The following is a 12,941-nucleotide window of genomic DNA, read 5'->3' as shown; positions in this document are numbered from 1 at the left end:
CCTCAGCCGCGGCGGGTGAGGACGCCGGTCAGCGGGGCGGCGACGCCCGCGGCACCGTCGGCCCTGGCCTGATAGGCGGCGGCGAGCGCGCCGACGGCCGCGGCCATCAGCAGGGTGTGGAAGATCATTCTCTTCAGCATGGCGCGGCTCCGTTCAATCATCGTCGCGGTCGCCATCACCGCCCTTGTCGTGGCCGTGGCGATGGCCTTCGCCGGTCCCCGTGGCGTCCCGGCCGAAGGCGGTGCCGTCCTGGCGGATGATCTGCCCGGCCTGGATCGCGCCCTGGCGCACCCCGCCGACGACGGTGATGCGATCGCCGGACTGGATGCCGTCGGGCAGGAAGCCACGGCTGGCGACGTCGATGCGATCGGTCCCATCGTTGAGCACGAACCAGTTCGCCGCCATTTTCTCGATGGTGCCGGTCACGGTGCCGCCGCCGGCCTTCATCACCTCGGCGATGGGCTGCGGGCCGGCCGGTTGAATGGCGGCACCACGGTGATGGTCGCCGGCCCAGGCGGTGCCGGCTATGGTCAGGGGAGCGGTCAGGGCGACGGTAAGGAGAGTGGCGTGGGAAACGGCTTTCAGCATGGCATCACCTGTGGTGCGGGGGGAGCGCCGTGGCGCCCGATGGACCACACCCTGGCTCAACCCGCCTGAGCCGGGCCTGAACGGCCCGTTCATCCACCGTTCAGGCGCGGAAACCGGAGCATCCGCATTCAGCGGCGGTTCAGGGATGCGACGATATGCTGGTCCGATCGCGCGTCACCCTTGCGTGATGTTGTCCAGGATCAGAGGTCGATGATGAGGATCGGTCCCGCCTTGCTGCTTCTGCCTGTCCTGCTGGCCACAGCGGGACCGGCCGCCCGCGCCGACGACGATCACGAACGCGCCCGCGCCGCGCTGCGGGAGGGGCGCATCCTGCCGTTGGAACGGATCGTCGAAAGCGCCAGGCAGCGCTTCGGCGGCAAGGTGCTCGACGTCGATCTGGAAGGCGAGGAGGAGGATGGCGGCTTCCATTACGAACTGAAGCTGATCACCGCCGACGGCCGCATCATGAAGCTGGACTATGACGCCGCCACCGGCGAACTGCTGCGGATCCGGGACCGCCACCGGAAGCGTGACGGGGGGCGACATGCTGGTCAAGAGGGCGGCCAGGAAGACGGGGAGAGGTGACGCCATGCGCGTGCTGGTCGTCGAGGACACGCCGGAGCTGGCCCGGCAGCTGACACAGCGGCTGGCCCGCGAGGGCTACGCCGTGGACGGCGCCGCCGACGGCGAGGAGGGACGCTTCCTCGGCGAGACCGAGCCCTATGACGCGGTGATTCTCGATCTCGGGCTGCCGAAGATCGACGGGCTGACGGTCCTGCGCGGCTGGCGGCGGGCGGGCATCTCCGTTCCGGTGCTGATCCTGACCGCGCGCGGCGCCTGGACCGAGAAGGTCCAGGGCATCGACGCCGGGGCCGACGACTATCTCGCCAAGCCCTTCAGCATGGAGGAGCTGCTGGCCCGCGTGCGCGCCCTGATCCGCCGCGCCAAGGGCCATGCCAGCGCCGAGATCACCTGCGGCGGGGTGGTGCTCGACACCAGGACCGGGCGGGTCACGGTGGATGGCGAGCCCATCGAACTGACCGCCTTCGAATACCGGGTCCTGTCCTATCTGATGCACCGCAAGGGGCAGGTGGTGTCGCGCACCGAGCTGACCGAGCATGTCTATGCCCAGGATTTCGACCGCGATTCCAACACCATCGAGGTCTTCGTCGGTCGCCTGCGCCGCAAGCTGGGGGTGGACGTCATCAAGACGGTACGCGGGCTGGGCTACCGCGCCGACGAGCCGTAGGAGCGGGGCGGACGATGGACCACGGGGGGATGGACCACGGGGGGATGGGCCACGGGGGAATGGGATGGACGGAGTCGCTGCGCTTCCGACTCCTGGCCGGTGCGGCCGTTTGGGTGGCATTGGCGCTGCTGCTGGCCGGCTGGATCATCGCCGACCTGTTCCAGACCCATGTCCGCCAGCGTTTCGAAGCCGAACTGGCCACCCATCTGGAGCAGTTGGCGGCGGTGCTGGAGATCGGCGCCGACGGCAAGCCGGCGCTGCGCCAGCCGCTGAGCGACCCGCGATTCCGCCGGCCGTTGTCGGGCCTGTACTGGCAGGTGGGGGAAAGCGGAGCCGGACCGCTGCGCTCGCGCTCGCTGTGGGACAGCATCCTCGATCTGCCGGCCGACCGGGTGGAGGATGGCGGGCTGCACCGGCACGATACCGCCGGGCCGGCGAACCAGAGCCTGACCGTGCTGGAGCGCTTCATCCTGCTGCCGGAACGGGCGGAACCGGTCCGCATCGCCGTCGCCGCCGACCGGGCCGAGCTTGCCGCCGTGACCCGCTCCTTCAACGCCACGCTGGCCCTGTCGCTCGCCATTCTGGCCGCCGCCCTGATCGTCGCGGCGCTGATCCAGGTGCAGATCGGCCTGAAGCCGCTGTCACGCCTGCATGGCGCGCTGACCGAGGTGCGGGCCGGACGGAGGAAGCGTTTCGACGTTGCGATGCCGACGGAGATCCGGCCGCTGGTCGAGGATCTGAACGCCCTGCTGGCCCATGCCGAGGAGGTGGTCGGACGCGGGCGGCTCCAGGCCGGCAATCTGGCCCACGCGCTGAAGACCAACCTCGCCGTGCTGGCGAACGAGGCCGCGGCACTGGACGAGGGCAACGCGCGCGCGGTGGGAACGCTGATGGCGCGGCAGGTGGAGCTGATGCGCCGGCATGTCGATCATCACATGGCCCGCGCGCGCGCGGCGGCGGCCCGTGGCGTTCCGGGCATCAGCACGCCGGTTCTTGACTGTGTGTCGGCCCTGGCGCGGGTGATGGGCAAATTGTCGGGATCGGCGGCGCCGGACATCCGCGTCGATGCCGCCGCCGGCCTGCGCTTCGCCGGCGAGCGCGAGGATCTGGACGAGATGCTGGGCAACCTGCTGGACAATGCCTGCAAATGGGCGCGCGGCCGGGTCGATGTGACCTGCCGGGCCGAGGCCGACGGCATGCTGACCGTCACGCTGGACGATGACGGCCCCGGCCTGCCCGCCGATTGCCGCGAGGCGGTGCTGGAACCGGGTGTGCGGCTGGACGAGGGAACGCCGGGAAGCGGTCTTGGCCTTGCGGTGGTGCGGGATGTGGCGCGGCTCTATGGTGGCGACATCCGGCTGGACGCCTCGCCGCTGGGGGGGCTACGCGCGGTGGTGCGGCTGCCGGCGGCGGAATGAAGGGGCGGATGGGTCAGGCCCGCGAGAAATTCGGCTGGAACAGCTCAGCGCTGTCCAGGTTGCCAAGTCACGGCAACATTAAAACGGCGGAGATTTCTCTGGGGAAGGTGCCAAACAGGGCGGCACCAAAATCGACACAAGGGTAAAGGTTCCCAAGGAGTTTGCGCTCCAGAAAACCAAATGCACCGCCCGATGCATCGAATTTTTTGAAAACCTTGCGGTGGCGGAGGGGATGGGATTCGAACCCACGATAGGGCTTTAAACCCTATGACGGTTTAGCAAACCGTTGCCTTCAGCCACTCGGCCACCCCTCCAGCCAGTGCGGCGTCCCGTTGGGCGTCGCTGGCGTGGGGAGCGTTCTAGCGGTCGGCCGTTGCCTTGTCAACGCTTTCGGAACCATGAATCCGCTTTTCCCAAAAATCGCAGGGGAAGGACAAATCTGTGTAAAATTTTAGGTACTTTTTAATGAAGAAGGATTATGGTACCACCATGAGCAACAAAAATTCTTGGTGACGCACAACTTGGTCGTGTGGGATTGGTCCCGAAGAGACAGTTCCGCCGGGCAGTGACGCCACCGCACCCGTCGCCGTGGAGGATGCCATGACCCTGTCACGCCGTTGCGCCGAAACGCTGATCGACCTCGTCGAGATCAAGCTGAGCTGCCTGGAAATCACCGACCGCGAGGATCAGCGGGAAAAGGAACTGCTGCAACGCTGCCTGCAGGAACTGCATGCCGAGTTGCGCGGGGAAAACGGGGCGCTCGCCAACTTCGCGGCCCCCAAGCGTCGCGGACGGCGGCCCAAGCACCTCCAGTTCCACGAATTGCACGTCGCCTGATCCGCCAACCGCGATCACCGCCGATCCCCCGCCCGCGAGCGGGCTTGATGACGCTTCCGCGTCACCCCAACGCCGGTTCCTGAACCGCCGCCGGCTGCAAGGCTGGCGCCTCGCGGGGGAGCAGCATGGTGAAGCGCGTGCCCTGCCCCGGCCAGGACTGTACGGACACCGTACCGCCCAATGGGCCGGTGACGGTGTTGAACACGATGTGCAGGCCCAGGCCAGACCCTCCTTGCCCGCGCTTGGTGGTGAAGAAGGGGTCGAAAACCTTCGAAAGATGCTCCGGCGCGATGCCGACACCGTCGTCGACGAAGTCGATGCGCACCTTGTCCCGGCCATCGGGTTGCGCGATGATCCTGATCGTCCCGTCCGGTCTTTCGGCCAAGCGGTCGCCCCCCCTGTCGGACAGACGGTCGCCGTCGCCATAGGCATGTATGACGGCGTTGATGACCAGATTGGTCAGCACCTGTCCCAGCGCGCCGGGAAAGCTGTCCATCGTCAGGTCGTCGTCGCACTCGACCGCCACGGTCAGATTGGTGCGTTTCAACCGGGGACGCAGCGAGAACAGCAGCTCGCGGATATAGCTTCCCAGCTCGAACACCCGACGGTCACCGGAGGACTGGTCGACAGCCACCTGTTTGAAGCTCTGGACCAGCGATGCGGCACGGTCGATGTTGGCCATCAGCAGGCGGCTGCTTTCGCTCAAGCCATCCAGGAATTCCAGGAATTCCGACCGCCGCAGCGCGTTGCCGGTGAAACGCTCCCGCAGAATCTGCGCCTGTTCGCCAATATGGCTGGCGGCGGTCAGGCCGATGCCGATCGGCGTGTTGATCTCATGCGCCACCCCGGCAACCAGCTGGCCGAGCGAGGCCATGGTCTCGGCCTGGATCAGGCTTTCCTGCGCCTCCCGCAGGTCGGCCAGCGCCTGTTCGGCCTCCTCGCGCGCCTGGATCATCGCCGATTCGACAGCCTTGCGGTCGGTGATGTCATAGAGCCAGGTCAGCAACGCCGATTCGCCGTCCAGCTCGATGCTGTTCCAGGACGACAAAGCCCAGACGATGCTGCCGTCCGGGCGGCGGAACCTGATCTCGACATTGCGGAATGCCCCTTCGCGGTCGAATCGGGCAATCAGCGCCTCACGGTCGGCGGGATCGTCGTAAAGCTCCGCCACCGGCGTGCGCATCAGCTCCGTCCGGTCACGCCCCATCAGCCGGACCGACTGGGCATTGCAGAACAGCCAGCGGCCATCGCGCGTCGTCACATTCACCGCGATGGGCGCCGCCTCCATGATCTTCAGCAGCCGCTCCTCGCTGGCGCGCAGCCGTTCCTCCTGGCGACGGGACTCGGTGATGTCGGTCATGATGCCGGCATAGCGCACGGCCCGCCCGCTCTCGTCGCGGAAGGCGCGGCCCTTGGCGGCGATCCAGACCCAACCGCCGCCCTCGTGCCGCAGGCGGTAGCTGTAGGCATAAGCGGACGTCTCCCCCGCCAGATGCGAGGCGATGTGGGCCAGCACACGGTCGCGGTCTTCCGGGTGCAGGCGGCGCTCCCAGAAGTCGGGAGGCATCGGTGGGCGGCTGCGGTAACCCAGCATGCGGGGGAAGGTGTCCGACCACCAGCAGGTGCCGGCCACCAGATCGGCATCCCACACCGCGGCGCCGGTGGCCTCCAGCGCCATCTCCAGCCGCTGGCCGATCTCCGGATCATGGACGGGGATGCCGGACACGGTGACGGCGGAGGTGGCGGTCGGCAACGGGCGCCGAGCCGACCGGCGCCCGGCATGCAGGCCCAGCAGCATTCCGAGCAGACCGCCGACGGCACCAACCGCCAGCGCCACCATCACCGGCTCCGCCGCCATGGTTCCTCCACCGTTTCCAGCACTGTGGCGATGGAAACCGGAAAAATTCAACTGCGGCCTTACCGTACCGACGGGGGACAGGCCTGAAAAAAGCCCCTCCGCCGGGCGGAGGGGCTTTCTTTCGGACCGGAGGAAACCATCGGTCCCGTCAACGGGGCTCGGCCGCTCAGCCTTTCAATTTACTGGTCAGGATCTCATTGACCATGGCCGGATTGGCCTTGCCCTGGGTCGCCTTCATCACCTGGCCGACGAAGAAGCCGAACAGCTTGTCCTTGCCGCTGCGGAACTCCGCCACCTTGTCGGGGTTGGCCGCAAGAACGGCGTCGATCGAGCCTTCGATGGCGCTGGTGTCGGTCACCTGGCGCAGGCCCTTCTTCTCGACGATGTCGGCCGCCTTCCCGCCGGTTTCGAACATCGCCTCGAACACCTCCTTGGCGATACGGCCGGAGATGGTGTTGTCGGCGATCAGATCGATCAGGCCACCGAGATTCTCGGCAGACACCGGGCTTTCCTCGATCTCCTTGCCAGCCTTGTTCAGATAGCCGAACAGTTCGCCGGTGACCCAGTTGGAGGCCAGCTTGGGATCGCGGCCCTTGGCCACCGTCTCGAAATAGTCGGCCTTCGACTTCTCAGAAACCAGCACGCCGGCGTCATAGACCGACAGCTTGTAATCCTCGATGAAGCGGGCCTTCTTGTCATCCGGCAGTTCGGGCAGGGTCTTCTTGATGTCCTCCACCCATTCCGCGTCGAGTTCGAGCGGCAGCAGGTCGGGGTCGGGGAAATAGCGGTAGTCGTGCGCCTCTTCCTTCGACCGCATCGAGCGGGTCACGAACTTGGTCGTGTCCCACAAACGGGTCTCCTGGTCGATCTTGCCGCCCTCCTCGATGATCTCGATCTGGCGGCGCGCCTCATACTCGATCGCCTGCATGACGAAGCGGATCGAGTTGACGTTCTTGATCTCGCAACGGGTGCCGAAGGGGGCGCCCGGCTTGCGCACCGACACGTTGACGTCGCAGCGCATGGAGCCTTCCTCCATGTTGCCGTCGCAGGTGCCGAGATAGCGCAGGATCGAGCGCAGCTTGCGCACATAGGCGCCCGCCTCCTCCGAACTGCGCATATCCGGCTCCGACACGATCTCCATCAACGCCACGCCGGACCGGTTCAGGTCGATGTAGCTCTTGGACGGGTGCTGGTCGTGCAGCGACTTGCCGGCGTCCTGCTCCAGATGCAGGCGGGTGACGCCGACGGTGCGGCTGGTGCCGTCCGGCAGGTCGAGCACGATCTCGCCCTTGCCGACGATCGGCTGCAGGAACTGGCTGATCTGGTAGCCCTGCGGCAGGTCGGCATAGAAATAGTTCTTGCGGTCGAAGACCGAGTGCAGGTTGATCTCGGCCTTCAGGCCCAGACCGGTGCGCACCGCCTGTTCGACGCAATATTCGTTGATGACGGGCAGCATGCCGGGGAACGCGGCGTCGACGAAGCTGACCTGGCTGTTCGGCGCGGCCCCGAATTCGGTGGCGGAGCCGGAGAACAGCTTCGCGTTCGAAATCACCTGGGCATGGACCTCAAGCCCGATCACGACTTCCCAATCGCCCGTTTCACCCTGGATGTACGACATCGTTCCGCTCTTCGACGTTCACGGCACGGGACCGGCCGGGCACCACCCTGGAAAGGACGCCCCCGGCCATACCCTTGGAATCCTGTTTCTTCTAACGCCCTTTGCGCCCGCGCGCACGCTTTATCGCGCCGCGCGCTCCCTACCCCCTTTGCGCGGCCGTCCGGAGACCAACCGTTAACCCTCGGGCAAGCTTTGCCAGCCACGCTTATCGGGTCGAGCGCAGGAGAGTCTGATGTCGGTACGGACGTTGATGCGGAAGATCGGGTTCGGTTGCGGTCTGGGCGCGCTGCTGATCGCGGGTGCCGCAATCGGCCATGCCGCCACCCAGCCGGACGGACTTTCTTTCAGCCCGGCGCCCACCCTTCCCGCCGCCGCCGCGCCAGCATCGCCGGACTTCCCCGATGCGGCCCTGTCCCGCAACGATCAGGACGACCTCACCATCCTGCGGCTGGACGGCATCATCACACCGGGGGCGGAACGCGGCTTCGTCGACGCCCTGCATGCCCTGCCGGCCCGCCGGCCACTGGTGATCGAACTGTCGAGCCCCGGCGGCTTCACCGCCGCCGGCTATCGGATGATCGACGCCGTTCTGGCGGAACGCCAGAGCGGACGGCCGGTCGCCACCCGGGTGCGCGACGGCGAGTCCTGCGAAAGCATGTGCGTCGGCCTCTATCTGGCCGGCTATCCGCGCTATGCCGCCCCGCGGGCGGAGTTCATGGTGCATGCCCCGCGTATGGCCGAGAATGGCCGGATGACCATGCGCTCCACCCAGATGATGGTGGACCGCCTGGTGTCACTCGGCGCGTCGCCGGGCTGGATCCGGCGCGTGACCGCGGAGGGTGGCTTCTCAGGCGCCCACGACCATCGCGAAACAGCCGACCGGCTGAGCGCCGACGGCGCCAACATCGTCACCGACCTGCTGCGCTGAGCATCCCGTCGGCCACCATCTCCGGCGAGCAGCCGACGAGCCGCTGATACACCTCCGGATCGGTCGCGCCTTCGGTCCCGAACACCAGCACCCGCGCGTCGGGTACGAGGCCCAGCGCAAGGCGGGTCTCCTCGTGCGCCGCGGCGCAGAGCAGCCCGGCCAGCCCGGCGACACCGGATTCGCCGGCCACGATCGGGCGGCCGCCGTGCCTGCCCTCCGCCAGCTTGCGCATGGCCACCGCCGCCCCCTCGTCGGGAATGGTCAGGAAATCGTCGGCGCCGCGTTCCAGGATCGCCCAGGCCAACAGCGAGACCTCGCCGCAGGCCAGCCCGGACATCACCGTGTCCAGATTGCCCTTCGAATGCATCGGCCGGCCGGCGACGGCACTCTGGTACAGGCAGTCGGCATTGTGCGGCTCGACTACCACGAAGCGCGGACGCTGGCGCCCCCAACTCTCCCACAGATGGCCGCAGACCGCGGCCGCCAGCCCACCGACCCCACCCTGCACGAAGACATGGGTCGGCCGCTCGCTGGCCGGCAGTTGGGAGATCGCCTCCTCCACCATCACGGTGTAGCCCTGCATCACGTCGCGCGGGATGTCCATATAGCCGGTGTAGGAGGTGTCGGAGACGACGAACCAGTCCTGTTCCGCCGCATCGGCGGCGGCACGCCGCACCGCCTCGTCGTATGACCCCTCGACCACGACCAGCCGCGCCCCGTACGCCTCGATGGCGGCACGGCGGCCGGGCGTACAGGCGTCGGGCACATACACCACGCAATTGCAGCCGAACACCTGCGCGCCCCAGGCGACCGACCGGCCGTGGTTGCCGTCGGTGGCGGTGGTGACGGTCAGCGTCCGGGTCACCCTGGCGTAATGGCCGACGACGAGGTCCAGCGCGGTCACCGGGACACCGGGCACGCGCGCCGTCACCTCCCGCACGAGCAGCCGGAGCACGGCGTACGCTCCACCCAACGCCTTGAAGCTGCCGGTGGCGAAACGCGCGCTTTCATCCTTGTACCAGAGGCGGTCGATCCCGGCCTCGCGCGCCAGTCCGGGCAGGGAACGCAGCGGGGTGGGCGTATAGCCGGGCCAGGCGCCGATCTCCGCCATCGCCTCCTCGAAGGCGGCGCGGCTGAGGATCGCGCGTTCCGACGGGCCGTAGACCCGCTCATGGTCGGCATGGGGATTGGAAAAATGGCGCGGCAGGCAGGAGGATGGGGAGACGGCTTGATCGGACATGGCGTCGCTCTCCGGGGCCGGCGACGCCGTCGGCGACGGCACATCCCACGACCGCACTCAACGAGACCAGATGCCATCGCCCGCCGTCAAGACATCACAGCGGTTGCGGCTGCTACGGAATGAAGCAGCGACAACGATGATATATCACTGTCAGCGCTTCCACTCGCGGCTGGACTTGATGAAGTCCGTCAAGGTGACGCCGATCTTGTCATCGATGATCGCGACCTCGCCACGGGCGACCAGCACACCCTCGACATAGACGTCGGTCGGGTCCTTCAAATGGCGGTCCAGCTCGACGACGGCGCCGCGGCCCAGCTTCAGCAGGTCGCGGACGCGGAGCATGGCGGTGCCGATGACGACCTTGATCTCGACCGGGGCGTCGCCGATGGCGAAGGACGAGGCGTCGCCATCATTGGGATCGGACGCGCCCAGCAGATCATCGATGTTGGCCATGGCTGTCCAAGCTCCTGCGCGGGAACGGGCGCTGTCTTACCCGAGCGCGGGCAATATACACCCTGGACGGGCCGGTGGACAACCCGACCGCCGGCCAACCGTTGGCCGATGTTGCGACAAGATTGGGCTTTCCCCGGCCCGCCGCTTCGCCCACACTGTCGGCCGCGCCCAGGACGGCAGGCCTCCGCCGGCCCGGAGGTTTTTCATTGCGTTTACGCAATGAAACCCGCCGAGCAAGGGCATCGATCAACCGGAACCGGGTTCATCCTGATGACCGACAGCAGCACCTCCCCCCTTGTGGACGCCTCCTGGCTGAAAGGCCGGCTCGCCACTCCCGGCATCGTCGTCCTCGACGTGCGAACCCCGCCGGCTGGCGGCTTCATTCCGGAAGCGGTTCATTCCGATTACGCAACAGCCGGCTGGCGGACGGTAGTTGGCGGCGGCGCCGGGATGTTGCCGGACGTGACGGTGCTGGAGGGGCTGATCGGCTGTCTCGGCATCGGCAATGGTGACCATGTGGTTCTGGTGGCGGCCGGCGCCAACGCCTCCGACATGGGCAACGCCACCCGCGTCCATTGGACCTTCAAGATGCTGGGCCACGACGCGGTGTCGGTGCTGGATGGCGGCTTCGCCGCCTGGACGGCGGTCGGCGGGCCGCTGACCGCTCAACCGGCGACACGCAAGCCGACGATTTTCACCGCCCGTCCCCGCACCGATTTGCGCGCCACCCTGGAGCAGGTCGAGACGGCGGTGAAGGACGGCGGAACGCCATTGCACGACGCCCGCTCCGCCGAGCAGTTCGCCGGCAAGGCCAAGAGCCCGCAGGCCCGCGCCGCCGGCACCCTTCCCGGCGCGGTGAACCTCGACATCGCCCCGCTCTTCTCGGCGGCCGACCATCGCTTCGCCACGGCCGAGACGGTGAGGGCGCTGGCCGGGCAGGCCGGATTGCCGCTAGGGGGCCAGCCGATCACCTTCTGCAACACCGGACACCTCGCCTCGGTCTCCTGGTTCGCGTTGAGCGAAATCGCCGGAGTGCCGGGCGTCCGGCTCTATGACGGCTCGATGTCGGAATGGAGCGCCGATCCGCAACGGCCGTTGCAGACCGAAGGGTAACTCACGCCTTCGCCCGGCGGCGGCGCAGGCGGCCGAGGTCGCTGCGCCGCACCAGCCCGAGCGACAGGGCGGCGACGGCGTAGACCGCCAGCCCGACCAGCGCCAGCACCGTCAGACCGCCCAGCCGCTCCGCCAATCCGACGGCATCGAGCCAGGGGGCGAGCCGCTCTGTCGCCAGCCACAGCACGCCGGCCATGACCGTGGCGGCGGCGGCCATGCGCGGCAGGTTGCGGATCAGCCGCGCATCGGCACGGAACAGGCCGCGGCGGTGCAGCAGCAGCGCCAGCAGCCCGGCATTCACCCAGGCGCCGACCGAGGTGGCGACCGCCAGCCCGACCTGGGCCAGCGGACCCATCAGCACCAGCTTCAGCGCCACATTGATGCCGACCGCCACCAGCGCCACCCGCACCGGCGTCGCCGTGTCGTGGCGGGCGTAGAAGCCGTTGACCAGGCTGCGGATCACCACGAAGGCCGGCAGGCCCAAGGCGTAGGCCTGCAGGGTGAGGGCGGAGGCGGCGGCATCCGACGGACCGAAGGCGCCGCGCTGGAACAACACCGACAGGATCGGCATGCCGGCCACCAGAAAGGCGATGGCCGCCGGCAAGGTCATCACCAGCGACAGTTCGATGGCGCGGTTCTGGCTGTCGACCGCGCCGGCCTCGTCACCGCTCTTGATGCGCTTGGACATCTCCGGCAACAGAACGGTGCCGACGGCGATGCCGATCACCCCCAGCGGCAGCTGGTTCAGCCGGTCGGCGTAATAGAGATAGGACACCGCCCCCGTCGGCAGGGCCGAGGCGATCAGCGTGTCGGCGAACAGGCTGATCTGGGTCAGGCCGGAGCCCAACGCCGCCGGCCCCAACACCGCCAGGAATCGCTTCACGTCGGTCGACAGGCGCGGCATGACCGGCCGCAGGGCCATGTCGGCCCGCCGGGCGTCCCAGGCCAGATAGAGATACTGCGCGACACCGGACGCCAGCACCCCCCAGGACAGCGCATGGCCGGCGGTGGGCATCAGCGGCGTGCCGACCACCAGCGCCGCGATCAGGCACAGATTCATCAGGATGGGGGCGGCGGCGGCCGAGCCGAAACGGCTCATGCTGTTCAGCACGCCGCCATAGAGCGACACCAGCGAGATCAGCAGCAGATAGGGGAAAGTGATGCTGGTGAACAGCACCGCCAGCCGGAACTTCTCCGGCTCGTCGGCGAAGCCGGGGGCGAACACCGTCATGAACTGCGGCATGAAGGCCAGCACCGCCAGCAGCAGCAGCAGTTGCACGATGACCAGCAGGGTCATCACCTCGTCGGCGAAACGGCGGGCGGCGGCGGCGCCATCCTGCACCAGCTTGCCCGAGAACAGCGGCACGAAGGCGGAGTTGAAGGCGCCCTCGGCGAACAGGGCGCGGAAGTGATTCGGCAGGCGGAAGGCGACGAAGAAGGCGTCGGCCACCGGCCCGGCGCCGAGCAGCGCCGCGGTCAGCACGTCGCGCAGGAAGCCAAGCACCCGGCTGGCCAGAGTCAGGCCGCCGACGGACAGGATATGACGGAACACGATGGCAGGGTCGCTTCTGTGATGCGGATGATGCCCGGCCGCATCCTAGCGATGCGGCCGCGTTCGTCATAGGATCGCCGCCCGCAT

Annotated in this window: 13 protein-coding genes and 1 tRNA gene; 6 read left to right on the top strand and 8 right to left on the bottom strand. The window is 67.9% G+C overall.

The window, feature by feature from the left end; all coding sequences use genetic code 11:
• Positions 1-2 precede the first annotated feature (2 nt).
• Together AZL_RS36350 and AZL_RS16880 are read right to left on the bottom strand one after the other, a co-directional pair.
• Complete coding sequence (locus AZL_RS36350) at positions 3-140, bottom strand: hypothetical protein (RefSeq protein WP_158305988.1); 138 nt, start codon at positions 138-140, stop codon at positions 3-5.
• Positions 141-153: 13 nt separating this feature from the next.
• Positions 154-588: a hypothetical protein gene (locus tag AZL_RS16880; RefSeq protein ID WP_042444123.1), complete on the bottom strand. Its 435-nt coding sequence runs from the start codon at positions 586-588 to the stop codon at positions 154-156.
• A gap of 210 nt (positions 589-798) precedes the next feature.
• On the opposite strand from AZL_RS16880, the gene AZL_RS16875 reads away from it, so the two are divergent.
• From AZL_RS16875 to AZL_RS16865, 3 genes are read left to right on the top strand one after another with little or no spacing between them, the layout of a single operon-like run.
• Entirely contained in the window at positions 799-1,173 is a 375-nt protein-coding gene (locus AZL_RS16875) for a PepSY domain-containing protein (protein ID WP_012975708.1), read from the top strand.
• Between the two features lie 4 nt (positions 1,174-1,177).
• Positions 1,178-1,837, top strand: a complete 660-nt coding sequence (locus AZL_RS16870) for a response regulator (protein ID WP_012975707.1) — start codon at positions 1,178-1,180, stop codon at positions 1,835-1,837.
• A gap of 44 nt (positions 1,838-1,881) precedes the next feature.
• On the top strand, positions 1,882-3,255 hold the full coding sequence (locus AZL_RS16865) for a sensor histidine kinase (RefSeq protein ID WP_042444121.1): 1,374 nt from the start codon (positions 1,882-1,884) through the stop codon (positions 3,253-3,255).
• Positions 3,256-3,476: 221 nt separating this feature from the next.
• On the opposite strand, the gene AZL_RS16860 is transcribed toward AZL_RS16865, so the two are convergent.
• Positions 3,477-3,569 (bottom strand) — tRNA-Ser (locus tag AZL_RS16860).
• 286 nt (positions 3,570-3,855) lie between these two features.
• On the opposite strand from AZL_RS16860, the gene AZL_RS16855 reads away from it, so the two are divergent.
• A complete protein-coding gene (locus AZL_RS16855; RefSeq protein WP_042444119.1) occupies positions 3,856-4,092 on the top strand; it encodes a hypothetical protein in 237 nt (78 codons plus the stop codon).
• 61 nt (positions 4,093-4,153) lie between these two features.
• Here the strand turns inward: AZL_RS16855 and AZL_RS16850 are convergent, their stop codons facing one another.
• Positions 4,154-5,950: a PAS domain-containing sensor histidine kinase gene (locus tag AZL_RS16850; RefSeq protein WP_012975705.1), complete on the bottom strand. Its 1,797-nt coding sequence runs from the start codon at positions 5,948-5,950 to the stop codon at positions 4,154-4,156.
• 166 nt (positions 5,951-6,116) lie between these two features.
• Positions 6,117-7,568 carry an Asp-tRNA(Asn)/Glu-tRNA(Gln) amidotransferase subunit GatB gene (gene gatB, locus AZL_RS16845; protein WP_012975704.1) on the bottom strand — a complete coding sequence of 484 codons (1,452 nt, stop codon included), beginning with the start codon at positions 7,566-7,568 and terminating at the stop codon, positions 6,117-6,119.
• Between the two features lie 232 nt (positions 7,569-7,800).
• Here gatB and AZL_RS16840 point away from each other — a divergent pair, with 232 nt between their 5' ends.
• Positions 7,801-8,496 carry an ATP-dependent Clp protease proteolytic subunit gene (locus tag AZL_RS16840; protein ID WP_012975703.1) on the top strand — a complete coding sequence of 232 codons (696 nt, stop codon included), beginning with the start codon at positions 7,801-7,803 and terminating at the stop codon, positions 8,494-8,496.
• Here AZL_RS16840 and AZL_RS16835 read toward each other — a convergent pair.
• Positions 8,477-9,736 carry a diaminopropionate ammonia-lyase gene (locus AZL_RS16835; RefSeq protein ID WP_012975702.1) on the bottom strand — a complete coding sequence of 420 codons (1,260 nt, stop codon included), beginning with the start codon at positions 9,734-9,736 and terminating at the stop codon, positions 8,477-8,479. The genes AZL_RS16840 and AZL_RS16835 overlap by 20 nt on opposite strands.
• 150 nt (positions 9,737-9,886) lie before the next feature.
• Positions 9,887-10,189 carry a flagellar motor switch protein FliN gene (gene fliN, locus AZL_RS16830; RefSeq protein ID WP_012975701.1) on the bottom strand — a complete coding sequence of 101 codons (303 nt, stop codon included), beginning with the start codon at positions 10,187-10,189 and terminating at the stop codon, positions 9,887-9,889.
• 270 nt (positions 10,190-10,459) lie between these two features.
• Between fliN and AZL_RS16825 the strand changes: the two genes are divergently transcribed.
• Positions 10,460-11,302, top strand: coding sequence for a sulfurtransferase (locus tag AZL_RS16825; protein WP_012975700.1), 843 nt, complete (start codon positions 10,460-10,462; stop codon positions 11,300-11,302).
• Between the two features lies 1 nt (position 11,303).
• Here the strand turns inward: AZL_RS16825 and murJ are convergent, their stop codons facing one another.
• Positions 11,304-12,854 (bottom strand): murein biosynthesis integral membrane protein MurJ, encoded by a 1,551-nt coding sequence (gene murJ / locus AZL_RS16820; RefSeq protein WP_012975699.1) that lies wholly within the window; start codon positions 12,852-12,854, stop codon positions 11,304-11,306.
• Positions 12,855-12,941 lie beyond the last annotated feature (87 nt).

The sequence above is a fragment of the Azospirillum sp. B510 genome (assembly GCF_000010725.1).
GTDB lineage: Bacteria > Pseudomonadota > Alphaproteobacteria > Azospirillales > Azospirillaceae > Azospirillum > Azospirillum lipoferum_B.
The sequence above is the reverse complement of the archived record's forward strand: the minus strand, read 5'-3'. Positions and strand labels throughout refer to the sequence as shown.